The organism is Variovorax pasteuri, assembly GCF_051216435.1.
Taxonomy (GTDB): Bacteria; Pseudomonadota; Gammaproteobacteria; order Burkholderiales; family Burkholderiaceae_C; genus Variovorax.
This window is the reverse complement of record NZ_JBPJZS010000005.1, coordinates 270025-294390: the sequence shown is the minus strand read 5'-3', so window position 1 is coordinate 294390 and position 24366 is coordinate 270025. Positions and strand designations below refer to the sequence as shown.

The window sequence follows — 24366 nt, the reverse complement described above, 5'->3', positions numbered from 1 at the left end:
GCATGTCAAAAGACGTTGCATCGCCCAGGCCCGCGCGTTAAAGCGGCGCCTTCATGTAGGTCTTGGCCTACCGAAAATGGCGACGTCCTGTGTTTGCAAACTTCGTTAACTACAGTTTGCAACCGCTACGATCTGCCCAGCGGACGCTACGCATTGCAGCGAGCCGACATTGCGCGTGCTCGCACTTCGGTCGTTTCACGCGGACGCAGCCAAAAATCCAAGAGGAACTTCATGAAGAGCGAATACCAAGCGTTGCTGGACACCCTGCGCGACGAAGAAAACAACGTCGTCGACATCTGGCTCGAGGAAGCCCAGGTCAGCGAACCCGGCGCGCGGCGCGCGGCACAAGCCGAGGCTTTCGACATCCTGCGCCAGCTGCGCGACGGGCTGCAGGCCGGCGGCGATCCGGCACGCCTGGAGGCTCCCGCATGGACCGGGCTGCGCGAGACGCTCGGTGCGCTGTCGAAGACACGCGCGGCCAAGGGCCAGTCGGTGGCCGAAACGAGCCTGTTCGTGCTCGCACTCAAGAAGCCGCTGTTTGCCGCCATCCAGCGCCGCCTGGGAACCGACGCGGCTGCCATGGCAAGTTCGCTCTGGGCGCTGTCGACCACCATCGACAGACTGGCGCAGCACACCGCGGGCACGTACCAGCAGGCGCGAGAAGAGATCATTCGCCGCCAGCAGGAAGAGCTGCTGGAACTTTCCACCCCCGTCGTCAAACTGTGGGACGGCGTGCTTGCGGTACCGATGATCGGCGTGCTCGACAGCAGCCGCACGCAGATGGTGATGGAAGCCCTGCTGGAGAAGATCGTGGAGACCGGCTCCGAGCTGGCCATCATCGACATCACCGGCGTGCCCACGGTCGACACGCTGGTCGCGCAGCATCTGCTGAAGACGGTCACGGCCATCCGCCTCATGGGCGCGGACTGCATCATCAGCGGCATTCGCCCGCAGATTGCGCAGACCATCGTGCACCTGGGCATCGACCTGCAGGGCGTGCGCACCAAGGCCACGCTGGCCGACGCGCTGGCGCTCGCGTTGCAGCAGACCGGCTGGCGCGTCACGCGCGGCCCGCTCGACAAGTAAGCGGCACCCGCCATGGACCGCATTCCAATTCTCCGCATGGGCGACACGCTGCTGGTGACCATTCAGGTCGACATGCAGGACCAGACCGCCCTCACGCTGCAGGACGACCTGGCCAACCGGATCGCCACGACCGGCGCCTCGGGCGTGATGATCGACATCTCGGCGCTCGAGATCGTGGACTCCTTCGTCGGGCGCATGCTCACCAGCATCTCGGGCATCGCCCGCATCCTCTCGGCCACGACCGTGGTGGTGGGCATGCAGCCCGCGGTGGCGATCACGCTGGTCGAGCTCGGGCTGTCGCTCGACGGTGTGAAGACGGCGCTCAACGTAGAGCGTGGCATGGAGCTTCTTCGGCGTTCCCGGCTGGAGAATGTTCTTGGCCATTGACCTCACCGGCACATTGCCGCTGCTGAACGAGCAGAACATCGTCGCGAGCCGCCAGATGGTGCGCTCCCTGTGCCAGGACCTGAAGCTCTCGCTGGTCGACCAGACCAAGATGATCACCGCCGCCAGCGAGCTCTCGCGCAACACGCTGATCCACGGCGGCGGCGGACGCATGCGCTGGGAATTCGTCGAGCGCAACGGGCGGCGCGGGCTGCTGCTGCACTTCGAGGACGAGGGGCCCGGCATTGCCGACATGGCGCTCGCACTCACCGACGGATGGACCAGCGGCAGCGGCATGGGCCTGGGCCTGCCCGGAAGCAAGCGGCTGGTGAACGACTTCGACATCGTGTCGGCGCCGGGCCAGGGCACCCGAGTGAGTATCACCAAGTGGAAGTAGCCGCCACCATCCCGGGCTGGACGCACAAGGCATTTCCCATGGAGGACGCCAGCCGCGTCGGCGAGGCACGGCGGCACGCGGCGCAGGCCGCGTCGGACATGGGCTGGGGCGAGGTCGACGCGGGCCGCCTGGCGCTGGTGGTGACGGAACTCGGCACCAACCTCGTTCGCCACGCGAAGAATGGCCAGCTGCTGATCGCGGCGCGCCCACGGACCGGCACGGCCGGCGAGGCTGGTGAGATCGAGATGATCTGCATCGACGAGGGCCCCGGCATATCCGACATCGCACTGGCGATGCGCGACGGCCACTCCTCGGGCACGACACCCGGCACGGGCTTGGGCGCGGTGCGTCGGCTGGCGAGCGATTTCGACATTCATTCGTCGGTGCCGCACGGTACGGTGAGCGTTGCCCGCGTGCGCCCGTCCGCGGCGCCCGCCACACGGACCGAGGCTGCGCCGGCATTGCAGATCGGGGCGATTCGGCTGCCCGCGCCCCATGAGTCGGTCTGCGGGGACGCGTGGGCAAGCGCAACGCACGGCCCAGAGGGCACACAAACCACCTTCCTGGTGGCCGACGGCCTGGGCCACGGGCCGGAAGCGGCCAAGGCATCGCAGGCTGCGATCGACGCCTTCGCCACGGCGCCCGACGCCGACTTGCGCGACACCGTGCAGCGCGTGCACCGCGAACTGCAGACCACGCGCGGCGCCGCCGTGTGCGCGCTGCGCATCGACACCGCGAGCGCCACCGTCACTTACACCGGCGCCGGCAACATCGTGGGCCGTGTGGTCTCGGGCGTGTTCGACAAATCCGTCATCACCCAGCACGGCACCGCAGGCCTGCAGATCCGCAAGCCCGAGATCACCTCGCTTGAGCTGCCCGCCCATGCGCTGGTGGTGCTGCACACCGACGGCATCGAGACCCGCTGGAGCCTCGAGCGCATCCGTCCCCTGCTGCAAAGGGACCCCACGCTGGTGGCGGCGGTTCTTTTGCGCGACCATACGCGGCACCGCGACGACGCCACCATCGTGGTGATCCGCCAAAAGGAAAACGCATGAACAGCAACGGTCCGGCCGTCTGTGACGACCGCGAAGACGCGCTGGCCGCAAGCCGGCGCGAAGTCGAAGAACTGCGCGCGGAGCTCGAGGAGACCAACCGCGGCGTGGTGGCCTTGTACGCGGAGCTCGACGCCCAGGCTCAGGAGCTCCAGAAGGCCACCGAACTCAAGAGCCGATTCCTGGCCTACATGAGCCACGAGTTCCGTACACCGATCAGCGCGATCCGCAGCATCGCGCGCCTGCTGAGCGACCGCGTGGACGGACCGCTCACGCCCGAACAGGAAAAGCAGGTCGGCTTTGTCGATACCACCGCGACCGAGCTGGCCGACATGGTCGACGACCTGCTCGATTTGGCCAAGATCGAGGCGGGCCGGGTCGACATCTCGCCGGCGTGGTTCGAAATGGTCGACCTGTTCTCCGCGCTGCGCGGCATGTTCCGCCCGGTGCTGCACAACCCGGCCACCGCGCTGATCTTCGAGGAGCCCGAGGGGCTGCCCAAGCTCTACACCGACGACCGCAAGCTCTCGCAGATCTTGCGCAACTTCATCTCGAACGCGCTCAAATTCACGCCGCACGGCGAGGTGCGTGTCACCGCGATGCGCGTGGGCGACAACGCCATACGCTTCTCGGTCTCGGACACGGGCATCGGCATCGCGCCCGAACACCATGCTGCGGTCTTCGACGATTTCTCGCAAGTGGATTCACCGGTGCAAAAGCGCCTGCGCGGCACCGGCCTGGGCCTTTCGCTGAGCCGGCAGCTCGCGGTGCTGCTGGGTGGGCACGTCGAACTGGCCAGCGAGCTCGGCAAAGGCTCGGTGTTTTCCGTCACGCTCCCGGTGCAGCTCCAACGCCAGGCTCCGGCGCAGCCGGAATGACCATGCCACCCGAACCGCTGATCAACACCACGATCGACCGGTCGCGCCACACGATCCTGGTGGTGGACGACAACCCCACCACGCGCTACACGACCTCGCGCGTGATCCGCGCCGCGGGTTTCGATACGCGCGAGGCGAGCACCGGAGGCGAGGCGCTGGCGTTGGCCTCGCACCAGATTTCTGCCGTGGTGCTCGATGTGCACCTGCCCGACTTCAGCGGCTTCGAGGTGTGCCGCGAACTGCGCATCAAGCCGTCGACCTCCACGTTGCCCGTGGTGCACCTGTCGGCCACCTTCGTGCGCAACGAGGACAAGGTGGCAGGCCTGAACGCCGGCGCCGATGCCTACCTGGTGCACCCGGTGGAGCCCCCGGTGCTGGTGGCCACCCTGCAGGCGCTGATTCGCGCGCGCATGGCCGAGGAAAAGCAGCGCAACAGCGAAGCGCGTTTTCGCGCCATCTACGACCATGCGCCCACGGGCATGGCGCTGATCGACGCCGAGGGCCGGTTCGCCGACGTCAACCCGGCCATGGTCGCCATGCTCGGGCAGTCGCGCGACGCATTGATCGGCCAGCCGGTCAGCGCCTTCGCGCCGGACGAATGGACGGCCTTCGTGCAAGCCCACACGGCGGGCACCCTCGTGGGCACGCCCTCGCCCGCGACACCCTGGAAGGGCGAGTTCCCGTTGCTGCGGCAGGACGGCTCGTGGATCCGCCTCGAATGGACCATGTCCGCGCAGATCGACCCGGGCCTGCGCGTGGGCATTGCGCTGGACGTGTCGGAGCGCTTCGAGCTCGAGGGGCGCCGGCGCGAGGTGCTCGAGCGCGAGCAGGCCGCGCGCGCGTCCGCCGAACGCCAGAGCCGTACCAAGGACGACTTCGTGGCCGTGCTCTCGCACGAGTTGCGCAATCCGCTCAACGCCATCGGCGGTTGGGTGCACGTGCTCAAGGTGGGCAACCGCACGCCCGAGCAGATGGAAAAAGGCCTGAACGCCATCGACCGCAGCGTGAAGGCGCAGACGCGGCTGATCGCCGACATCCTGGACGTGTCGCGCATCAGTTCCGGCAAGCTGCGCCTGCACCGCGAATGGATCGAGCCGCGCGGGCTGGTCAGCTCCGCCATCGAGGCGCTGGCCGCGCCGGCGGCGGCCAAACGCCTGGCCATCGTGTTCGACCAGGCGCCGGCTGACGCACCGGCCTGGCTGGACGCCACGCGTTTCCAGCAGATCGTGTGGAACCTGCTGTCCAACGCCATCAAGTTTTCCGCCGAGGGCGGGCGCATCGTCATCGAGCTGCACCGGGAAGGCGACGTGCTCGACCTGTCGGTGCAGGACTTCGGCCGCGGCATCAGCCCCGAGTTTCTCTTGCACCTGTTCGACCGCTTCTCGCAAAGCGATTCGCCGGACAACCGCTTCCACGGCGGCCTGGGGCTGGGGCTGTCGATCGTCAAGAACCTGGCGGAGCTGCACGACGGCAGCATCTCCGCGCACAGCGAAGGCGAGGGCCGGGGCGCCACGCTGCGCGTGGTGCTGGGCGTGGTGCCCTCGGGGGATGCACCGATCGTGCTGTTCGATACGCCCCATGCGCTCCATGCGCCCGACACGCAGGGCGCGCGCGATGCAGCGGCCAGCGGCCGCATCCTCGCCGGCCTCGATGTGCTGGTGGTGGAGGACAACGCCGATGCGAGCGAGATCATGACGGTGGTGCTAGCCGACGCCGGCGCCACGGTGCGCCTGGGCGCCGACTTCGACAGCGCGCTGCAGCTGTTCGAGCAGAAATGGCCCGACGTGCTGATCAGCGACATCGGCCTGCCGGGGCGCGACGGCTACGACCTCATTCGCGAGGTGCGCCGACGCGAGCGCACCCTCGGCAAGCCGCGGCTGTTCTCGGTGGCTCACACGGCCTTTACCCGGCCGCAAGACCACGCCAAGGCGACGGAGGCGGGGTTCGATGCGCATCTGGGCAAGCCGCTGCAGCCGCATGCGCTGCTGGCGCTGATCGCCGGACGGCCCGCGACACCCTAGCCCGGGCGCCGCGGCCTCGCCGCAAGGCGGGAGCGCCGTCCGTCGGGTTTCGAGGTTTGCGCGGCTCGGTCCTACATGGGCCGCTTGGAGTGCTACTTACTGTTCGCGTCCTTCCCCGCGATACACCCCACCTCGGAGCACCCCATGGCCACACGCGCGCCCAAGAACAGCAAGCCCACCGGCACCCCCGCCACCGCCATCGCCACCCAGGCCGCCGCGCGCAACACCGACAGCGCGCCCGCCCATCCCGGCCCCGCCGTCGCGGGCGACCTGCCCACGCAGCGTGCCACCGACACGCAGGCCCTGGTGGCCGCCATACCGGCCAACGACAACAAGCCGCTGGAGCACGGCATGGACAACGCCATGGCACCGCCCCGGGGCCTCACCGCCAAGCCGGCGTCGCGCCTGCCCGGCGGCAGCTCGCTCAGCGAAAGCAACAGCTCGGCCAAGCTCGGCGGCGTGGCGGGCGAAGGCGTGAACGCGACCATCGGCTCGCTGGACCGGGTGCGCGTCGACTCGTCCGGCCAGGTGCTCACCACCAACCAGGGCGTGCCCGTTGCCGACAACCAGAATTCGCTGAAGGCCGGCCTGCGCGGCCCGGTGCTGCTCGAAGACTTCATCCTGCGCGAGAAGATCACGCACTTCGACCACGAGCGAATTCCCGAGCGCATCGTGCATGCGCGCGGCTCGGGCGCGCACGGCTTCTTCGAGTGCTACGAGCCGCTCACGAAGCACACCATGGCCGCACCCTTCCAGGAGGCCGGCAAGGTGACGCCGGTGTTCGTGCGCTTCTCCACCGTGGCCGGCGAACGCGGCTCGAAGGACACCGCGCGCGACGTGCGCGGCTTCGCCGTGAAGTTCTACACCGACGAAGGCAACTGGGACCTGGTGGGCAACAACATGCCCGTGTTCTTCATCCAGGACGCGATCAAGTTCCCCGATCTCATTCACGCGGTCAAGCCCGAGCCCCACCACCAGATGCCGCAGGCAGCCTCGGCGCACGACACCTTCTGGGACTTCGCGGGCCTGATGCCCGAGTCGACACACATGCTGATGTGGCAGATGAGCGACCGCGCCATTCCGCGCAGCTACCGCATGATGCAGGGCTTCGGCGTGCACACCTTCCGGCTGGTGAACGAAGCCGGCGAATCGGTGTTCGTGAAGTTCCACTGGCAGCCGAAGCTGGGCACGCATTCGCTGGTGTGGGACGAGGCGGTGAAGATCTCGGGCGCCGACCCCGACTTTCATCGCCGCGACCTGTGGGAAGCCATCGACGCGGGCGAGTACCCCGAGTGGGAGCTGGGCCTGCAGATCTTCACCGAGGAACAGGCCGCGGCCTTCAGCTTCGACGTGCTCGACGCGACCAAGCTGGTGCCCGAGGAACTGGTGCCGGTGCAGATCGTGGGGCGCATGGTGCTCAACCGCAACCCCGACAACTTCTTCGCCGAGACCGAGCAGGTCGCCTTCTGCACCGCGCACGTGGTGCCGGGCATCGACTTCACGAACGACCCGCTGCTGGCCGGGCGCATTCATTCGTACGTCGACACGCAGATCTCGCGCCTGGGCGGCCCCAACTTCCATGAGCTGCCGATCAACGCGCCCCTTGCGCCGGTGCACAACAACCAGCGCGACGGCATGCACCGCCAGGCCGTGCACCGCGGCCGCGTGGCCTACGAGCCCAACTCGCTGGCTGGCGGCTGCCCGTTCCAGGCGGGGGCGGCGCAGGGCTTCCAGAGCGTGGCGCGCCGCATCGACGTGCAGGAGTCCAGCGACAAGGTGCGCGGCAAGCCCGAGAAGTTCGCCGACCACTACACGCAGGCGGCCCTGTTCTTCGAGAGCCAGACGCCCACGGAGCAGGCGCACATTGCGGCCGCGTTCCGCTTCGAGCTGTCGAAGGTGACGGTGCCGGCGGTGCGCGAGCGCATCGTGGCGAGCCTGGTCAACGCCTCGCCGGAACTGGCCGCCAAGGTGGCTGCCGGGCTGGGCATGAAGACCGTGCCCGACGCCCTGCCCCGAGCGCTGCAGACGCCGGTGTCGCCCGAGGTCTCGGCGTCGCCCGCGCTGTCGCTGATGGCACGGCCTGGCGACGGCGGCATTCGCTCGCGCAAGATCGCGCTGCTGGTGGCCGACGGCGTGGACGGCGCGTCCATCGCGGCGCTGCAGGCCGCCTTGTTCGGTGCGGGTGCGGTGCCACGCCTGGTCGCCGCAAGGCTGGGGCCGGTCACCGCCGCCGGTGGCGAGACGCTGGAACCCGATGCGACCATGGAGAACAGCCCGGGTTTCCTGTTCGACGCCCTCGTGCTGCCCGACGGCGCGCCCGCGGCCGAAGCGCTCGCGGCGGACGGCCACACGATGGAATTCATCAAGGACCAGTACCGCCATTGCAAGACCATCCTGGCGCTGGGCGCATCGCAGGCTTTGCTGGGCGACGCGGGCATTCCGCTCACCCTGCCCGACGGCTCGGCGGACCCGGGCCTGCTGCTGTCGGACGCCTCGCAAGCCAAGGCAGTGGCCGCCGAGTTCATTGCGGCCGTGGGCCAGCACCGCCACCCCTCACGCGACTGCGACCCGCCCCGGGTCTGAGCACACCACGGGGGATCTGTAGCCGCTGTCTGATGGACAGCGTCTGCACAAAGGCGCACGCTCCGTTTTTTGCTCCACTGGACGAGAAGGACCGACCATGTCCGCACACGACATCAAGGACCCCGGCCTGCGCCAGCCGCTGCCGCCGCCTGCGAAACTCCACCGGCGCCTGGCCCGCTTCAACGCCACGCGCCTGAACCCGGGACAGCCTTCGTTGCAGTGGCAGGACGACCTTGCACGCGAGCACGAGCACCGCCTGCTGGAAGGCCGGTTCCTCGAAGACCTGCGCGCCACGGTGCGCACGGCGGCTTGCGTGTCGGCCGGCAATGCGGGCCACTTCATCCACTGGTTCGAATCGCTCGCGCACTCCGGTCCCGGTCAGCACCACCCGCTCTTCGACTGGCTGGCCCAGGAGGCCACCTTGCCGCAGATGCGCTGGTTTCTCACGCAGGAGGCCGCGGGCGAAGCGGGCTTCGAAGACCTGCTGGCCTACACCCAGGTCAAGCTGCCGCCGCAACCCAAGCTGGAATGCGCGCGCAACTTCTGGGACGAGATGGGCCACGGCAAGCAAAGCGCCATGCACGGCGAGATGCTCGCGCACATGGTGCGCGAGCTCGGCCTGCACCCGGCCATCGACACCACCGTGTGGGAATCGCTTGCGCTGGCCAACACCATGGTGGGCCTGGCGACCACGCGCCGCTACGCGTACCACGCCATCGGCGCGCTCGGCGTCATCGAGCTCACGGCCCCCGGGCGCGTGAAGCAGGTGGCCGCCGGCATGCGCCGCCTGGGCTTGAGCGGGCGGGCACGCGCCTACTTCGACCTGCATGGCGCACTGGATGTGTCGCACGCGCGCGCCTGGCTGCGCGAGGTGATCCACCCGCTGGTCCACGAGGACCCGGCCTGCGGACAGTTCATTGCCGAAGGCGCGCTGATGCGTCTTGTGTGCGGCGCGCGCTGTTTCGACCGCTACACCCTGGAACTCCGGGAACTGCACGCAGAAGAGGTCGCCGCATGCTGAACGCAGCCCCCGTGCTGCGACAGGTGGCGGCCACCGGCTACCGCTTCACCACCGTCACGCCGCTCACCCACCAGCGCGTGCTCGCGCGGCGCGGACGCGAGCCGGGCCTCACGCTGCGTGACGTCTTCGGCTGGAACCTGCCGTTCGAAGCGAATGTGCTGCCGCCGGCCCTGCTGGCCGACATGGAACACGCCGGCCTGGTGCGGCGCACGGGCACGCTGCTGCGCAGCACGGTGCGCATCGCCAGCCTGGGCGACGACCTGTTCTTTCACTCGGCCTACCCGACGGTGGAAGAGAACGCGGTGTTCTTCGGGCCCGACACCAGCCGCTTTGCGCGCTTCCTTCTTCAGGCGCTCGCCGGGCGCAAGGCGCAGCAGCACGCACGCGTGCTGGACGTGGGCTGCGGCAGCGGCGCGGGCGGCGTGGCGGTGGCGCGGGCGCTGGCCGCCACGGGCACGCCGGCGCAAGTGGTCATGAACGACATCAACCCGCTGGCGCTGCAGTACGCGGCGGTCAATGCCGAAGCGGCCGGTGTGACGGTGACGCTGGCGCAGGGCGACGCGCTCTCGGCCGTGGACGGCGACTTCGACCTCATCGTGTCGAACCCGCCCTACCTCGACGACGCCGCGCAGCGCGCCTACCGCCACGGCGGCACGCGGCTCGGGCGGGCGCTCAGCGCGCGCATCGCGACCGAGTCACTCAAGCGGCTGGCACCGGGCGGGCAACTGCTGCTGTACACGGGCGTGGCGATGGTCGACGGCGAAGACCCGTTCCTTGCCGAGATGCGGCCCCTGCTGGAAGGCTCGGGCTGCGAGTGGTCGTATGCAGAGATCGACCCCGACGTGTTCGGCGAAGAGCTGGAACGCTCGGTGTACGCGCACATCGACCGCATCGCGGCCATCGGGCTGGTCGTGACGCGGCCGCAGGAGAGCGCTTGATGGCGGCCAGGCTCGACCGCGATCTCGAGCTCGACCTCGGTGTGGACACGCTGGACAGCGCGAGCCTGGCGGCGGTGCGCGACTGCAGCGTGCTGGAGCGCATGCCCAAGTGGCTCATCTGCGTGCCGCTGGTCGTGCAGTGGCTGTGGCTGTCGTTGCGCTACGGCGGCCCGACGGTGCCGTCGGCGGCCAACCCGCACCTGACCTCGGGCGGGCTGGTGGGCGAAGGCAAGCTGGAGTACTTCCGCGGCATGGGACCGCTGGCGCGCGCGGTCACGGCCGCGCACTGCGCGGTGTTCAACGACGGCGCGGCCACGCACGCCTCGCTGCAGCAGACGATGCAACGCAGCGGCCTCGCCTTTCCCGTGGTCGCCAAGCCCGACCTCGGCCTGTGCGGCTACGGCGTGCGACTGGTGCAGGACATGGCGGCGCTGCAGGCCTACCTGGCCGCATTCCCGGCCGGTGAGACGGTGGTGCTGCAACGCTACCTGCCGCAGGAAGGCGAGGCCGGCATCTTCTACGCACGCGACCCGGTCACGGGCCAGGGCCGCATCATCGGCCTGGCGCTGCGCTACTTTCCGCGGGTGACGGGCGACGGCCGCAGCACCGTGGCCCAGCTGGTGGCGGCCGACGCGCGGGCGCGCCGCATCGCGCGCTCGCCGCGCCACGAGTGCAGCGTGCCGCACCACAGCGTGCCCGCCGCCGGGCAGCAGGTGCGGCTCGCCACCATCGGCTCGACCCGCGTCGGCGGGCTGTACCGGGACGGCGCGGCGCTGATCACCCCCGAGCTGGTGCGCGCCATCGACGCGGTCGCGCGCGACATGCCCGACTTTCATTTCGGGCGCTTCGACGTGCGCTACGACAGCCTGCGCGAACTGGGTGCAGGGCGCGGCTTCACCATCATGGAAATCAACGGCGCGGGCTCCGAGGCCATCGAGGCCTGGGACCCCGACACCGGTGTGCTGCAGGGCTTTCGCATGGTCTTCGCCAAGCAGCGGCTGCTGTTCGCCATCGGCGCCGCGCAGCGCAAGGCCGGCGTGCGGCCCATCGGCCTGCTGGCGCTCGCGCGTCTCAACCGGCGGCAGAACCGCCTGGTCGACCGCTACCCGCCCTCCAACTGAGTTGCCGCATGCACAACGGCACCTCTGCCACGCCCGTGCTGGAAACCCGCTGGGCCGCTTGCGAAGAAGACGTGCGCGACGCGCAACGCCTGCGCTACCGCGTGTTCGCACAGGAGATGGGCGCCCGCCTGACGCCGCCCGAGGGCACGCCGAGCGGGCTCGATGCCGATCGCTTCGATATGTTTTGCGATCACCTGCTGGTACGCGCGGTGGACCCCTTGAACGGCCCCGGCCCGCTCATCGGCACCTACCGCGTGCTGACGCCCGAGGCGGCCCGGCGCGCGGGCGGCTTCTACACCGACACCGAGTTCGACCTGTCCCCGCTCGCGTCGCTGCGCGGCCGCGCGCTGGAACTGGGCCGCTCGTGCGTGGACGCGCAGTGGCGCACGGGCAGCGTGATCATGGCGCTGTGGACCGCGCTGGGGCAGTACATGGTCGAGCACCGGCTCGACACCATGATCGGCTGCGCCAGCATCGGCCTGGATGAACAGGGCCTGAGCGCCGCGCGGCTGTGGCACCGGCTGTGCCGCACGCACCTGGTCGAGGAGCGCTGGCGCGTCGAGCCCCGTATCGCGCTGCCGCTGGACGCCGAGGCTCACCTCGACGACCACAGCGACGCCGCGCCCCCCGCACCACCGCCGCTCATCAAGGGCTATTTGCGTTGCGGCGCGCGCCTGCTCGGCCCGCCTGCGCTCGACGTCGCGTTCAACACCGCCGACCTGCCGCTGATGTTGCGGTTGGACGAAGTTTCCCCGCGCTACCGCCAGCACTTCTTTGGCGTGGCTGTTGATTGCTGTCGAAAATTGACCCTCTGATGGAGTGAGCCCCTGCGGCTGGACCACCGGGCTCATGGTCTCGTAGCCACCGACGTAGACGTCCTCGAGCGTCTTCATGAAGCTCTCGGCCTGCGCATTGTGGTACGGGTTGCCGGGCGAGCTCATCGACCCGTGCAGCCCCGCTTCCTGCAGGGCCCTGCGGCAGGTTTCACTTGCATATTGCGATCCCATGTCCGTGTGAAAGATGCAGCCAGCCGGAGGCTGTCGGTCCTGCACTGCAGATCGGAATGCGGCCAGGGCCAGCGTTGTGTCGATGCTTCTCACACGCTTCAAACAAAGAGAGAGTCCATGTCATCTTTGATCTGCGCCCCAAGTCATTTACCAGAAGAGTAAAAAACATCCTGATCTGGGCTTACCGGTATTGCATACACAGGCTACAGGGTGCCGGCAAAACAGGTGCGCCGCCGAAATCAACAGGTTGAACGAACCTACCTGCAGTTCCGGCAGCGATTCGCTTTTACTTCTTGCAGGCCTGCCTTATTGCACCCGCTCTTGCAACCCAATCTTCTTGAAAAACGCATCCACCGTCGGCGCCCAGATGCCGACATTCCCCCGCCCCTGAAAAAAGCTGTGCCCCTCGTTGCCATAAGGCGGCACGATTTCCAGGTCGAGGTCCACGCCCTTGGACTGATAGGCCTCGCCCAGCCGCTTCGCAAGCGCCGGACCAAAGAAATGATCGTTCTCCGAATAGAACCACAGCATCGGCACATGGGTGGTGCTGGCATAGTGGCTGAAGGCCGCAACCAGCTTGCCGTCGTAGCAGACATCGTCGGGCCCGCGTGAGCCGCGTCCGCCGGCGAAGCTGATCGTGCCGACGACGCCCGGCGGGCTCTGGCTGGACGAGGCCAGCACACCGAAACCACCGGAGGAATGCCCGACCAGCACCACGTGCTTCGCATCGACATACGGTTGCGCGCGGGCGTACTCGAGCGTGGCGTTGATGTCCTTGGCGCTTTCGAGTCCGGCACCGATGTAGTCGGGGTTGCCGCAGCTGAAGTAGTTTTCGGCCCATGGCCCATCAGAGATGCCATAGCCACGGCGCAAGGTATTGATCACCAAGAAGCCGTGCTTCGCAAAGAGCTGCGCCTGCCAGCCGAAATAATTTTTCCATTTCGGAAAGTCGTCCGGCGACCGCGGCGTCCCGTGGTTGATCAGCATGAGCGGAAACGGGCCCTCCCCTTCCGGTTTGTACTCGGTGGCGGCCAACTGGATGTGCGAATCGCTGAACATGCCCTTCACCGTCATCGGGATCTTGATTTCCTGCACGGTGATGTCGGCCAGTGCGGGCGCGGGCGCGAACGCGACCACTGCAAGCAACGCGAACGCCATGCCCGGCACGACGCGCTGAAAGAAACTGCTCCGGAAATTCATGGGTGTCCCTGTTGAGATTGCGTTGCACCCGCCACGATGGCGGGATAGGCGAGCGGATGAACGGTGGGGTTCGAGTTCATCTCCAATATCCAGAGCTTTTCTTCCGTATCCAGAACGGCATCCGCCGTGAACAGGGTCTGGGGCCGGGACTCCGGCGGAATGGCCTCGACCAGACGCAGGCCCATGGGCCACAACGACGACATCCAGGCCTGCCTCGATGCACGGTCGATGCGCACGACCTGCCTGTCAGCGGGCTGCATGCGCATCGAGCCATAACGGAACTTGACAACCTGCAGGACGCCCTTGTCGAGGACCGAGCCCATGTCCTTGCCGAAACGGCGCAGAAGCGGCGCGCTCTGCAACAGGATCTTTTCGCGCTCGGCGGGCTTGCTCACGCCCGTCTGGTCTGCGCGCGCCAGGATCAATGCGCGAAGGAACATTGTTTCCAGCCCTCCCTGAGCTTTGTGTGCAATAGAAATTGCTGCAGCTGATCGTAAGGAGGGGAGTAAATGAGCGGCCGGGAATATTTTTTCTGGATGGTCAGCCTCCGGTCAACCAGAGCCAAAAAAATTAACTTTGGTTTTCAAGTTAATGATGCAAAGTGCTGTGGACGGCTTGCAACATTGTTGCGGCTGTTGGTGCGGCGCAACTGCTGGGTTTCAGTTTGAACTTCCTTGAGCGCAGATCTTTCCAGTCGTGGCGCACGGGCCACAAGAACAGAACCGAGCGTTGGCGGCAAAGCTTCAACGCAGCCTTAATTCGACTTGCCTGTGCAGGCAGTTCACTCAACCGGCGACCCATTCGGATTGAGCCTTTACGAGGCGCGCGCGAGAGCACCGAGAGAGTCTTGGACTTACGGCATAAAACCAGTCCAAGTTTTTATCCGCACCCCCAGTGGCTCAATTTTTAGTGGCAATCAACATGCGCTGGATGGGTTCACAAGGCGCCCAAGTCGGCAGCATGAAAACCCGCCCTGCAGTCCTTGCGGCAAGCGTGCTCGTCTGGCGCTCCCGCGTGCGTTTTGTCAGCTCAGGTTGAAACTTGCGGCACGGCTCACACCGACCCCGAGCGTTGATTTCGATCTAAAAAGATCTACGGCGAGCCCACGTTTGCTTGGGCGCAGCCACTCCTTGGCTGCGCCCCCTTCTAATTTTCGGTCACCGTGAGACTCGGGGCAGTGGGGGCCCGTGCGGATAGGATGGCTTGATCCAAGAAGCAAAAAGGGGCGCGGATGAGCAGTAGTGTTGCTGGCGCATTGCGCATCGTCGCGGCAATGACGGTTGTGGTTTCGCTGATGGTGGCGGGGTATCTTGGCCGCTCTCCCTGGATCGTCGTGTTGGCGACGCCGGCGCTGACCTTGCTCTACGTACTGGGCAAGTTTCGCCAGTGGCAAATGGCTTGGCGCGCCGGTGGATCGAAATCCATCGGCCTCGGCGTCCTGGCGACATTGCCTGTCCAGCTGGGTCTTGGCTATGTTTTTTACTTGATTGGGCGGGGACTGGCGAGCTTGGTCGCACCCGCACCGATCGTCGCCTTTGGTACGGGAGACGCTCTTGCCATCGGCCTCATGTTTCTGATCGGCTTGGCCTGTTCCCTCGCCATCATCAAACTGGAGGGGAGCGCGATGGGACTTCAGGATGCTCGGACGGCACCTGTCGCCGATCAGACGGTGTATCCAACCGAGGAGGTGGAGCTCGACATGGATCCGAGGCCGCTGACACCAGAAACTTTCTTCCAGTCACCTGGATACTGGCGGCCCGACCCGTTGCGAGAGGCGCTGGAAGGCCGCGGCAAACGTGTCGCCAAGCCGGCGCTGGCGGCAAGCGATGCTGAGATCGCCACAGCGGAAGAGCGGATTGGCTTCCGGCTGCCGGAAAGCTTGCGCGCGCTCTACCGGATGATGGATGGCGGCTATGTGGGAACACTCTATGTGCCGCTGAAGACAGACCCGGGACCCGTCTATGACGACTGGCGTGGCGCCTTCAGCATCGACTATTCGAGCCTCAGTCCATTGACAAAGCTCCGCACGGTGCGCGCCCATTACGAAGACTTCACCGACGATCCGGATGACATGCCCGCCCATGCGGACAAACTGCTGGTGCTGCAGGCGCGCTATGGCGACATGACGCTGCTCGACTATTCCCGGCCAGGCGAACCGCAGGTCTCAATCGTCGACTTCGAAAGAAATGGCGATCTCGCCGACATCTCGTTCGAGCGCTTCGATGATTTCTTCCTGGCGTTGCGACGGCCGAAAGAAGAGACGCCCCGTCCCTTCCATCGTGAACTCTTTCGCAGCAAGCCGCTGGGAGGCTTGCCCAGGGAGGGTCGCGCGGCCGCGTTCTGGGGCAATGGCCACCATCCTTTTGTCAACATGGCGAAGGGGAGAGACGATGGCTGGGAGCCGAAGGCCATGGCCGACGAAACATTGATCGAAGAGACGGAAGCACGGATTGGCGCCAAGCTGCCTGAAGCGATCAAGGAGTTGTGGCGGGCCAGGAACGGCGGCGATGTTGCCTACCGGTTTTTGGATGACGGCCCCGACAATGAACTCCAGCCGTTCGAGGAACTGGCGCCGCTGGAATATGCCGTGACGCTGGCCGAGATTTCCCGGCGTATCGACTTTGCGCCTGGAGAAACGCCGTGGCACGAGTCGATTGCAGAAGCAGACAAGCTTGTCGTGTTGAATGCCAAACGCGATGCGCTGGTACTGCTGGACTTTCGTCGGAAGGGTGATCCGTCGCTCTTGGTGGTTGACAATTTCGGCGCCTCCGGCCTCGACAATGCACACGTCTTCGAAAACATTAATGCGTTCATCGAGAAACTACGCAAGTTCGAGCGGTCGCCGTTGTTGCCGTCGCCGCTGTGATCGCTGCTCAGTGCTGGCGCGTCAAGGGTGACCATGTACGGGGGCATCGTGCTGACGAGTTCAGCGTCCGGGCGCGTACCGAGCGACCAGCTGACGACCATGCCGTCGAAGCAGTCGATCACCGGAGACAGATACACCTTGCCAGCTGGGATCTGGAACTCCGCGATGTCAGTGAGCCACTTCTCGTTGGGCACTGCAGCCCGGAAGTCTCGGTTGAGAAGGTTGTCTGGCGCCGGACTGATCTCTCCCAGGTATGAGCCATACCTGCGCCGCTTCGGTCTGGCAACGACCAAGCTCTCTTGTTTCATCAACCGCTGCACGACCTTCTCAGAGATGGTGACGCACTGCCTTGCCAGAGAAGCCTGAAGCCTGCGGTCGCCATAGCAGCGCTGGTTCATCTCGCAGATGTCGGCGATGTTGCAGCGCACAGCGAGGTACTTGTCTGCTACCTTCACACGGGCTTGATGGTAGAAGTACGAGCTTCGTGCCATCGCCAGTCGATGCCTTCGAGCCGCGAGGCGCACACCCCTCACTCCCACCGCTTTTGCGCCGCAATGATGCCCAGCGGATACCCGCGGCGTCCGAGCGAATGGCGAAGCACGATCCGGCTGGCGAAGCGTTCGATGCCGATGTCTTCTTCCAGCATCTTGTCCATCACCGCCTGAAAGTAGCCGATGCCCGGCGCCACGATCTTCAGCAGGTAGTCGTAGCCGCCGCTGACGTTGTAGCACTCGACGATCTCCTCGTACTTCGCGGCGGCTTCCTCGAACTTGCGGAAATCGTGCGGGCGGTGACTGCCGATGGTGACCTCCGAGAACACGATGACGTGGTCACCCAGCTTTTCCAGCGCGATGTCGGCGCCGTAGCCGCGGATCAGCCCGGTCTCCTGCAGCCGCTTGGTGCGCAGCAGGCACGGGCTGGGGCTCAGGCCCACCGACTCGGCCAGATCGACGTTCGAGCAGCGCCCCTCACGCTGAAGATGCACAAGGATCTTGAGGTCGAACCGGTCGAAGGAAACTGCGGATCTCATCGCGCCATCGTACGTTCAAGCCGACGCTTGCGGCGTGCGCTGCGCCTCGGCGAGCGATGCGTCGAGCGCTTCGATCACCATGCCGGCCTGCTCCGCCGACAGCACCAATGGCGGGCGGATCTTGAGCACGTTGTGCCCCTGGGCGCAGGCGCTGAGCAGCACACCCTTGTCGCGCATCAGGTTGACCACCCGGCTGGTCAGGCCGCGATCCGGCGCGCGTGTCGCGCGGTCCGATACGAGCTCGACGCCCACGAAGAGCCCCGCGCCGCGCACGTCGCCGATGGCCTCGTGCCTTGCGGCGAGCCCGGCGATGCCATCGCGCAGCAACTTGCCGACCTGCTCGGCATGCGGCATGAGCCGATCCCGTTCGACGGTCTCCAGCACCGCCAACGCCGCTGCGCATGAGACGGTGTTGCCGGCGAAGGTGTTGAAGTAGCGCGAGTGCTTGCCGAATTCCGCCAACGCGTCGGCGGTCGCAAGCAGACCCGCGATCGGCTGGCCGTTGCCCATCGGCTTGCCGAGGGTGGCGATGTCCGGAACCAGCCCATGGCGCTGGAAACCCCACATGTGCTCGCCGGTGCGGCCGAAGCCGGGCTGCACCTCGTCGGCAATGAAGAGGCCGCCGGCGCGCTTGATCGCCTCGACCGCTCCCTTCAGGAACCCCACAGGCTCGGGCAGGATGCCGTCGCTGGTGAAAAGCGAATCGACGATCAGGGCCGCCGGCTTGATGCCGTGCCGCTGCAGGTCGGCGATCGCGGCTTCCACATCGCGCGTGAAGCGCTCTCCAAGGTCGGCGCCTTCGGCGTGGTACAGGCGCGGCGCGGGGACCAGCCGAACGTGCGCACCGAGGTCGACCGTCACGCCGAGCGATGGCGAGAACTGCGACACCGTGTCGGTGATGCCGTGGTAGGCCGTGTCGGTCACGATCACACCCGTGCCGCCCGTGCGCACCTTGGCAATGCGGTAGGCCAGGTCGTTGGCCTCGCTGCCGGTGCAGGTGAGCATCAGGTGGGCCAGGTCCGTTCCGGGCACGCTCGCGATCAGCCGTTCGGCCAGCTCGAGGATGGTGTCGTGCAGGTACCGCGTGTTGGTCGCGAGCGTCTGCACCTGGCGGCAGATCGCCTCGGTCACCGCGGGGTGGCAGTGGCCGAGCGACGTGACGTTGTTGTAGACGTCGAGGTAGCGGCGGCCTTCCGGGTCCATCAGCCAGACGCCGTCGCCGCGCACGATGTGCAGCGGGTGTTCGTACATCAGCCGGTAGGCCGGGCCGAGCAGCGCATTGCGCCGCTCGATCATCGCCTCGGTGGTGGGCCCGACGTTGGCGCGGCCGGGAATGTAGGCGTTGACCATGTTGAAGTCGGCGGTGGTTTTCATGAAGAGGTTCCGGTTCGTGTGGGTGTCAGCAAGCGGTCGCGCGCTTCCTGGCGGGAGAGGTCTGCCATCTGCGACAGCCCCTCCCAGGCCGCGGGGTTATGCCGCAGGATGTAGGCGCGGTTTTCGGGGTAGCGCAGGGCGCGCCACTCCGAGATCAACGCGGTAATGAGATGGCGCGTCGCCATCAGGTCGGCAACGACGTCCTGCTCCGGCGCGGTCAGCGGCAGTACCGCCTGGTAAGCGCCGACGAATTGCGCCGGTCCTTCGAACGGATCGGCGCTGCCGCTCATGTGGAAGGCGGCGGCCGTCGCCACTTCGCCCACCAGCGGCGCATGCAGCATGTCGCCGAAATCGATGATGCCGGTGATGCGCGCCGGGTCGTCGGGCGCGACCAGCACGTTGTAGAGGTGGTAGTCGTTGTGGATCACCTGCGCCCGCAGCGATGCAAGGCGGGGCAGCACATGCGCGGTGAAGCGCGCCATGAACGACCGCGCCAGCGCACGACGCGGCCCTTCGACCAGGCTGTCGAGCTGCACGGTCAGCCGGTGCGCTGCCGACACGTTCCACAGCAGGTCGTGCGTGGCCGCGGGATGTGTGAAGTCCCGCAGGGCAAGGTTCAGTTCGGCCAGGCCTCTGCCCATCGCAATGCGCTGGGCGGCGGTGCGCGGCGTCTCCCGGATCTGGACGCCCTCCAGGTAGGTGAGCATGCGCACGGTGGTCGGGGTGCCGTCGGCGAGCGCCACGGTGCCGCGCGCACGCCCGTCCAGCATTCGCACGACGCGGGGGACCGGTTGGCTGGGCGAGGTGCGTGCGATGTGCTCGATGGCGGCGATCTGGAAGTCGACCAGCGACACCGGCTCCGACGGGTTGCTGATCTTGAACACGTAGCGCACGCCGTCCGCGGATTCCAGCGCGCAGTTCTGGTCGCGCTCGCCGGCCAGTGCCTTCACGCCCACCTCCATGCCGTACAGATGCGCCACCAGCGCCTGCACCTCAGCCGGCGCCAGGTTGGGCACGGCGGTGCCCAGTTCGGAGGACTCGTCCGGGCGTCCTTCAGGCATCGCTCCCTGGCGGCCAGGGGAGGAGTCGAGGCTGGCCATCAGAGTCCGAGCAGTGCGGGGAGCTGGCGAACGTCTGTCAGGCGGTTCACGCCGTATTCGGTCGACGTGGGCTCGTGGCCCCGGTCGATGAAGGCCTTGGCCATGAAGCCGAGATCGGACGCCGTCATCAGGTCGTACCGGAAGCTCGAGGAGACATGCATCATCCGGTCGGGCCCGCATCCCAGCCGGTCGAACATGTGCTCGAAGGCTTGCATGCGCGGCTTGTAGGCGCGCGCTTCCTCGGCGGTGTAGACCGCGTGGAAAGGCGCCTTGAGGTGCGCGACGCTGTGGGGAATGAGGTCGACCATCGAGTTCGACAGGATCACCAGCGGCACGTGTGGCGCGATCGCCTCCAGCACTTCAACCACGTTCGGGTGCGGCTGCCAGGTTGGCACGGCGTCGTACAAGGAGACGGCATCAGAGGCCAGGCATTCGATGCCGTGGGCCTTGCAGGTGCGCTGGATGGCGTTTTCCACCACGTCGAAAAAAGGCTTCCAGTCGCCCAGCACCTCATCGAGGCGGTAGGCCTTGAAACTGTCCAGGAACGCCGGCATCCGGTCGGCTGGAACGCGGTCCTTGAACAGGACCTTTGCCGTCGGACCCATCTCGAAGTTGATGAGCGTGCCATAGCAATCGAAGCTGATGAATTTGGGTTTGAAGATCATCGGTAGACCTGCTGCGTTGAGAGGAAACAAGTCTAGGTTTGCCCCCTCTGCAGGAGATGCCATATCGCTGTGGATCCCGAGCAGTTTCTTGGTCAATCCGAAGGGGGTGCGACATTTTTGATGGCGCTGTCAGGGCGCGGATCGCGCTTGGCGCGCAGTTGCGTGTCGAAGTCTTCCTTGCACAAATGGAACCGGCGCACCTGCTTCGGCGCAACGGCCGAGCTCACGGGGCACGACCTCACTCCCCAGCGGCGGCGCAAGCCGCTCGAGAAGGCAGCACACGACCTGTGTTCCCGGCGCCGGTGTTATGCGGCGGCACAGTTCGGTCAATGCTTGATCGCCTGAGGGCGTACACCCGCAGCAGTCCTGGCAGGTGCCTATCAGGAAGAAACCGGTACGCAGCCCGTCGCGGGCCAGCGTAGGGGGCGCTTCGCCAGCGATGAGCAGGGTCAAATGCAGGGCAGTCGGTTTCCGCAAGCCGCGTGAAGCGTGCAGACGGATTGCGGGCGAGGCCTGGGTCCGGGCATGGAGGGTCGAAGACGTCGACGAGCGCCCGTCAGCGCTCGTGGGGAAAAAGCCGTTCGATTGGACAGTGCGTCTTGATGAACGGCGACTTGATGACGATGTAGCTGAAGTACTTCGAGATGCCGATATTGCGTTCGAGCAGCCCCTCGATCACTTCCTGGTAGTGGTTCACGCCGCGGGTGAGAAAGCGCAGCAGGTAGTCGTAGCCGCCGCTCACCAGGTGGCATTCGAGCACCTCGTCGATCTCGCGGATCGCGGCCTCGAAGCGCACGAAGTCTTCGCGGTGGTGGTCCTGCAGCGTGACCTCGGTGAACACGGTCAGCGTGTCGCCCAGCTTCTCGAGCCGAAGGTGGGCGCCGTAGCCGGCGATGTAGCCGGCCTGCTCCAGCCGCTTCACGCGGATCAGGCAGGGGCTGGGCGACAACCCGACCGCATCGGCCAGGTCGACGTTGGTCATGCGCCCGTTCTTCTGCAGTTGCGCCAGGATGCGCAGGTCGAGTCGGTCGATCTTGTTGGCTTCTGACATGGCGGTGCCCGATTGCGAGAGAAGTTCCGATTCTGCGTCGGCCGATGGCTCTTGCGGGGTCTTGCAGCCCCTGTGTTTGCGCGCCGGCGGCTCAGCTCGCCAGCGCGGCGCGGACGTCGGGCGCCTCGAGCACCTCGTCGAGCGTTTTCTTCAGCCGCGCGAACAGCTGTGCGAACTCGTCCTCGGCGAAGGTGAGCGCGGGCGCAAAGCCCAGGATGTGGTCGCCGAAGGAGCGGAACACCAGGCCGTTGCGGTAGCCGGCGGCGAAGATGCGGTCGGCCAGTCCCAGCGCCGGGTCGAAGCGGCGCTTGCCGGCCTTGTCGCTCACCAGTTCCAGCGCGCCCAGCAGGCCGCGGTGGCGCGCATCGCCCACCAGCGGATGCACGCGCAGCGCATCGAGCCCCGCCGCGAAGTGCGCCGCGCCGCGCTGGCCGTTGGCGAGCACGCCGCCCTCCTCGTAGAGCCGCAGCACCTCCAGCGCGACGGCGGCGCCGACCGGGTGCCCCGAATAGGTCGCGCCGTGGCCGATGGCAGCGCCCTCGGGCGCGCCGTCGGCGATGCCGGCGTAGACCTTCTCGGACATCATGGTCGCGCCCATCGGCACATACCCGGCGGTCAGGCCCTTGGCCATGGTCATCAGGTCGGGCTCCACGCCTTCGGCCTCGCAGGCGAACATCGGGCCGGTGCGGCCGAAGCCGGTGATGACCTCGTCCACCACGAAAAGAATGTCGAGCTCGCGTGCGGCCTCGCGCATGGCCTTCAGCCAGCCCTTGGGCGGCACGATGACGCCGCCCGAACCCTGGATCGGCTCGCAGAAGAAAGCGGCCACGTTGTCCGCGCCGAGCTCCGCCACCTTGGCGCGCAGGGCCGCAACCGACGCAGCGATCAGCGCCTCGGGATCGCCGCCCGCGGCATGGCGGTAGGCGTAGGGCGATTCGATGTAGTGCTGCGTCGGCAGCGGCAGGTCGAAGCCGCGGTGAAAGGCCGGCAGCGCGGTGAGGCCCGCGCCGGTGGACGACGAACCGTGGTAGCCGCGCTCCAGCGAAATGAACTGCTTCTTCGAAGGCCGGCCGGTCGCGTTGTGGTACTGCACGATGAAGCGCACCGCGGCATCCACCGCCTCGGAGCCGCCCAGCGTGAGGTACACGCGGGTCAGCGACGCGGGCGTGATCTGCACCAGCTTCTCTGCAAGCCGGATGGCCGGCTCGCTGCTGAAGTGGAAATAGCCGGTCGCGTACGGCAGCCGGCGCATCTGCTCGGCTGCGGCCTGCACCACGCTCTCCTGCCCGTAGCCGACGTTCACGCACCACAGGCCCGCGAAGGCATCGAGCAATTCATGGCCGTTGCCGTCGGTCAGCCAGGCGCCGCGGCCCGAGGCCAGCACGGTGGGGCCGCGCTGCTCGTGCACGCGCCAGGGCGAGACGGGGTGGATCAGGTGCGCGCGGTCGATCGCGTCGAGCGCGGCTTGGTGGGGCAATGCGGAAGGGTGCGTCATGGGGTGTGGGGGGTGCAAACGCGAAGGAGCTTTGAATGCCTTCAGCTTAGGCGCCGCACCGCACGACGTGGTGCTGCATTGGGGGTGCCGCACGAAGCAGGCTGCGGTTGTGTGCGCCGCGCGCAGCAGATCGTGCGGCGGGCCTTTTTTTTCAGTAGCCGCGCGTGCGGTCGACGCGGCCGAGCATCGGCTCGCCGGCCTCGAAGCGCGCGAGATTGTCGAGCACCACGTGCGCGGCGCTCGATGGCTGCGTCATGCTCGCGATGTGCGGCGTGAGCTGCACGCGCGGATGGCGCCAGAAGGCATGCGAGGGCGGCAGCGGCTCCGGGTCGGTCACGTCGAGCACCGCATCGCCGATCTGCCCGTCGGCGAGCGCGGCCAGCAGGTTGGCATCGACCAGCTGTGGGCCGCGGCCCACGTGCACCAGGCCCGCACCCCGGGGGAGCATCGAGAAGAGCGTCGCATCGAGGATGCCGCGCGTCGCATCGGTCAGCGGCAGCAGGCACACGAGGATGTCGGTGCGCGCAAGGAATGCCGGCAGTTCATCGGCCCCCGCATGGCACTGCACGCCATCGATCGCATGCCGCGAGCGGCTCCATCCCGCGCAGTCGAAACCCAGCGGGACCAGCGCCTGGAGCACCGCCTGGCCGAGCGAACCCAGCCCCAGCACACCCACGCGCCGCTCGCCCGCGGGCCGCACCGGCAGCGGCAGCCACTGGCCTTCCTGCTGCTGGCGCCGGTACTGCGGCATGTCGCGATGCAGGCCGAGCACCGCGTGCGTCACGTACTCGACCATGCCGCGCACGATGCCGGGCTCGATCATGCGGACCACCGGCAGTGCCGCCGGCAATGCGGCGAAATCGAACTGGTCGACGCCCGCACCGGACGAGAACAGCACCTCCAGATTCGGAAAGCGCGCGGCCAGGTCGTGCGGCGGCTCCCAGGCCGCGAGAAAGCGCACCTGTGCCGCGTCGCCGATCTCGGGCCAGATGCGAAAGTCGATGTCTGGCCGGCGGCGGCCGAACACTTCGGCCCACTGGCGACCGCGCACCGGATCGGACTTGTAGAGAAAGGTGAAGGCTCCCACGAACGGCTCC

At 67.0% G+C, this 24366-nt stretch carries 21 protein-coding genes and 2 pseudogenes; 12 read left to right on the top strand and 11 right to left on the bottom strand.

Going from position 1 to position 24366, the window contains the following annotated elements; translation table 11 throughout:
• The first annotated feature begins 231 nt into the window (after positions 1-231).
• From ACSFBM_RS20360 to ACSFBM_RS20310, 11 genes are all read left to right on the top strand, one after another.
• Complete coding sequence (locus tag ACSFBM_RS20360) at positions 232-1086, top strand: STAS domain-containing protein (RefSeq protein WP_435485997.1); 855 nt, start codon at positions 232-234, stop codon at positions 1084-1086.
• A gap of 12 nt (positions 1087-1098) precedes the next feature.
• Complete coding sequence (locus ACSFBM_RS20355) at positions 1099-1473, top strand: STAS domain-containing protein (protein ID WP_435441540.1); 375 nt, start codon at positions 1099-1101, stop codon at positions 1471-1473.
• Positions 1463-1867, top strand: a complete 405-nt coding sequence (locus tag ACSFBM_RS20350; protein ID WP_435485996.1) for an anti-sigma regulatory factor — start codon at positions 1463-1465, stop codon at positions 1865-1867. Before ACSFBM_RS20355 ends, ACSFBM_RS20350 begins: the two co-directional genes overlap by 11 nt.
• 38 nt (positions 1868-1905) lie before the next feature.
• Complete coding sequence (locus ACSFBM_RS20345) at positions 1906-2922, top strand: ATP-binding protein (protein WP_435485995.1); 1017 nt, start codon at positions 1906-1908, stop codon at positions 2920-2922.
• Entirely contained in the window at positions 2919-3797 is an 879-nt protein-coding gene (locus tag ACSFBM_RS20340; RefSeq protein ID WP_435485994.1) for a sensor histidine kinase, read from the top strand. Before ACSFBM_RS20345 ends, ACSFBM_RS20340 begins: the two co-directional genes overlap by 4 nt.
• Positions 3794-5818, top strand: coding sequence for a hybrid sensor histidine kinase/response regulator (locus ACSFBM_RS20335; RefSeq protein WP_435485993.1), 2025 nt, complete (start codon positions 3794-3796; stop codon positions 5816-5818). Before ACSFBM_RS20340 ends, ACSFBM_RS20335 begins: the two co-directional genes overlap by 4 nt.
• A 144-nt stretch (positions 5819-5962) precedes the next feature.
• On the top strand, positions 5963-8401 hold the full coding sequence (locus ACSFBM_RS20330) for a catalase (RefSeq protein ID WP_435485992.1): 2439 nt from the start codon (positions 5963-5965) through the stop codon (positions 8399-8401).
• A gap of 97 nt (positions 8402-8498) precedes the next feature.
• Positions 8499-9422 (top strand): iron-containing redox enzyme family protein, encoded by a 924-nt coding sequence (locus ACSFBM_RS20325; RefSeq protein ID WP_435485991.1) that lies wholly within the window; start codon positions 8499-8501, stop codon positions 9420-9422.
• Positions 9416-10360 (top strand): methyltransferase, encoded by a 945-nt coding sequence (locus ACSFBM_RS20320; protein ID WP_435485990.1) that lies wholly within the window; start codon positions 9416-9418, stop codon positions 10358-10360. Before ACSFBM_RS20325 ends, ACSFBM_RS20320 begins: the two co-directional genes overlap by 7 nt.
• Complete coding sequence (locus tag ACSFBM_RS20315; RefSeq protein ID WP_435485989.1) at positions 10360-11481, top strand: hypothetical protein; 1122 nt, start codon at positions 10360-10362, stop codon at positions 11479-11481. The genes ACSFBM_RS20320 and ACSFBM_RS20315 overlap by 1 nt, the downstream gene beginning before the upstream one ends.
• Positions 11482-11489: 8 nt before the next feature.
• Positions 11490-12296 carry a GNAT family N-acetyltransferase gene (locus ACSFBM_RS20310; protein ID WP_435485988.1) on the top strand — a complete coding sequence of 269 codons (807 nt, stop codon included), beginning with the start codon at positions 11490-11492 and terminating at the stop codon, positions 12294-12296.
• A gap of 117 nt (positions 12297-12413) precedes the next feature.
• Here the strand turns inward: ACSFBM_RS20310 and ACSFBM_RS20305 are convergent.
• The 3 genes and pseudogenes from ACSFBM_RS20305 to ACSFBM_RS20295 all read right to left on the bottom strand — a co-directional run.
• A pseudogene (locus ACSFBM_RS20305) lies at positions 12414-12581 on the bottom strand (hypothetical protein); the annotation flags it as partial.
• Positions 12582-12794: 213 nt separating this feature from the next.
• Positions 12795-13688: an alpha/beta hydrolase family protein gene (locus ACSFBM_RS20300; RefSeq protein ID WP_435485987.1), complete on the bottom strand. Its 894-nt coding sequence runs from the start codon at positions 13686-13688 to the stop codon at positions 12795-12797.
• Entirely contained in the window at positions 13685-14128 is a 444-nt protein-coding gene (locus ACSFBM_RS20295) for a hypothetical protein (RefSeq protein ID WP_435485986.1), read from the bottom strand. Before ACSFBM_RS20295 ends, ACSFBM_RS20300 begins: the two co-directional genes overlap by 4 nt.
• 791 nt (positions 14129-14919) lie before the next feature.
• Between ACSFBM_RS20295 and ACSFBM_RS20290 the strand changes: the two genes are divergently transcribed.
• The gene (locus tag ACSFBM_RS20290) at positions 14920-16554 is read left to right on the top strand and encodes an SMI1/KNR4 family protein (protein ID WP_435485985.1); all 1635 of its coding nucleotides are present in this window, start codon (positions 14920-14922) and stop codon (positions 16552-16554) included.
• Positions 16555-16598: 44 nt separating this feature from the next.
• Here ACSFBM_RS20290 and ACSFBM_RS20285 read toward each other — a convergent pair.
• From ACSFBM_RS20285 to ACSFBM_RS20250, 8 genes and pseudogenes are all read right to left on the bottom strand, one after another.
• Positions 16599-17051 (bottom strand): annotated as a pseudogene (locus tag ACSFBM_RS20285) (IS3 family transposase); the annotation flags it as partial.
• A gap of 32 nt (positions 17052-17083) precedes the next feature.
• On the bottom strand, positions 17084-17584 hold the full coding sequence (locus ACSFBM_RS20280) for an Lrp/AsnC family transcriptional regulator (RefSeq protein ID WP_435485984.1): 501 nt from the start codon (positions 17582-17584) through the stop codon (positions 17084-17086).
• A gap of 15 nt (positions 17585-17599) precedes the next feature.
• The gene (locus tag ACSFBM_RS20275; protein ID WP_435485983.1) at positions 17600-18958 is read right to left on the bottom strand and encodes an aspartate aminotransferase family protein; all 1359 of its coding nucleotides are present in this window, start codon (positions 18956-18958) and stop codon (positions 17600-17602) included.
• On the bottom strand, positions 18955-20019 hold the full coding sequence (locus tag ACSFBM_RS20270) for a phosphotransferase (RefSeq protein WP_435485982.1): 1065 nt from the start codon (positions 20017-20019) through the stop codon (positions 18955-18957). Before ACSFBM_RS20270 ends, ACSFBM_RS20275 begins: the two co-directional genes overlap by 4 nt.
• A 38-nt stretch (positions 20020-20057) precedes the next feature.
• Positions 20058-20723, bottom strand: coding sequence for a haloacid dehalogenase type II (locus ACSFBM_RS20265; RefSeq protein WP_435486152.1), 666 nt, complete (start codon positions 20721-20723; stop codon positions 20058-20060).
• Between the two features lie 556 nt (positions 20724-21279).
• Entirely contained in the window at positions 21280-21774 is a 495-nt protein-coding gene (locus ACSFBM_RS20260; protein ID WP_176659645.1) for an Lrp/AsnC family transcriptional regulator, read from the bottom strand.
• Positions 21775-21865: 91 nt separating this feature from the next.
• Positions 21866-23269: an aspartate aminotransferase family protein gene (locus ACSFBM_RS20255; RefSeq protein ID WP_435485981.1), complete on the bottom strand. Its 1404-nt coding sequence runs from the start codon at positions 23267-23269 to the stop codon at positions 21866-21868.
• Between the two features lie 151 nt (positions 23270-23420).
• Entirely contained in the window at positions 23421-24356 is a 936-nt protein-coding gene (locus ACSFBM_RS20250; RefSeq protein WP_435485980.1) for a 2-hydroxyacid dehydrogenase, read from the bottom strand.
• Positions 24357-24366: the final 10 nt, after the last annotated feature.

Excerpts from the sequence above, each read along its gene's own strand:
- ACSFBM_RS20360 (WP_435485997.1), top strand. The coding sequence starts at position 232 with ATGAAGAGCGAATACCAAGCGTTGCTGGACACCCTGCGCGACGAAGAA.
- ACSFBM_RS20355 (WP_435441540.1), top strand. The coding sequence starts at position 1,099 with ATGGACCGCATTCCAATTCTCCGCATGGGCGACACGCTGCTGGTGACC.
- ACSFBM_RS20345 (WP_435485995.1), top strand. The coding sequence starts at position 1,906 with ATGGAGGACGCCAGCCGCGTCGGCGAGGCACGGCGGCACGCGGCGCAG.
- ACSFBM_RS20340 (WP_435485994.1), top strand. The coding sequence starts at position 2,919 with ATGAACAGCAACGGTCCGGCCGTCTGTGACGACCGCGAAGACGCGCTG.
- ACSFBM_RS20335 (WP_435485993.1), top strand. The coding sequence starts at position 3,794 with ATGACCATGCCACCCGAACCGCTGATCAACACCACGATCGACCGGTCG.
- ACSFBM_RS20330 (WP_435485992.1), top strand. The coding sequence starts at position 5,963 with ATGGCCACACGCGCGCCCAAGAACAGCAAGCCCACCGGCACCCCCGCC.
- ACSFBM_RS20325 (WP_435485991.1), top strand. The coding sequence starts at position 8,499 with ATGTCCGCACACGACATCAAGGACCCCGGCCTGCGCCAGCCGCTGCCG.
- ACSFBM_RS20320 (WP_435485990.1), top strand. The coding sequence starts at position 9,416 with ATGCTGAACGCAGCCCCCGTGCTGCGACAGGTGGCGGCCACCGGCTAC.
- ACSFBM_RS20315 (WP_435485989.1), top strand. The coding sequence starts at position 10,360 with ATGGCGGCCAGGCTCGACCGCGATCTCGAGCTCGACCTCGGTGTGGAC.
- ACSFBM_RS20310 (WP_435485988.1), top strand. The coding sequence starts at position 11,490 with ATGCACAACGGCACCTCTGCCACGCCCGTGCTGGAAACCCGCTGGGCC.
- ACSFBM_RS20300 (WP_435485987.1), bottom strand. The coding sequence starts at position 13,688 with ATGAATTTCCGGAGCAGTTTCTTTCAGCGCGTCGTGCCGGGCATGGCG.
- ACSFBM_RS20295 (WP_435485986.1), bottom strand. The coding sequence starts at position 14,128 with ATGTTCCTTCGCGCATTGATCCTGGCGCGCGCAGACCAGACGGGCGTG.
- ACSFBM_RS20290 (WP_435485985.1), top strand. The coding sequence starts at position 14,920 with ATGAGCAGTAGTGTTGCTGGCGCATTGCGCATCGTCGCGGCAATGACG.
- ACSFBM_RS20280 (WP_435485984.1), bottom strand. The coding sequence starts at position 17,584 with ATGAGATCCGCAGTTTCCTTCGACCGGTTCGACCTCAAGATCCTTGTG.
- ACSFBM_RS20275 (WP_435485983.1), bottom strand. The coding sequence starts at position 18,958 with ATGAAAACCACCGCCGACTTCAACATGGTCAACGCCTACATTCCCGGC.
- ACSFBM_RS20270 (WP_435485982.1), bottom strand. The coding sequence starts at position 20,019 with ATGCCTGAAGGACGCCCGGACGAGTCCTCCGAACTGGGCACCGCCGTG.
- ACSFBM_RS20265 (WP_435486152.1), bottom strand. The coding sequence starts at position 20,723 with ATGATCTTCAAACCCAAATTCATCAGCTTCGATTGCTATGGCACGCTC.
- ACSFBM_RS20260 (WP_176659645.1), bottom strand. The coding sequence starts at position 21,774 with ATGTCAGAAGCCAACAAGATCGACCGACTCGACCTGCGCATCCTGGCG.
- ACSFBM_RS20255 (WP_435485981.1), bottom strand. The coding sequence starts at position 23,269 with ATGACGCACCCTTCCGCATTGCCCCACCAAGCCGCGCTCGACGCGATC.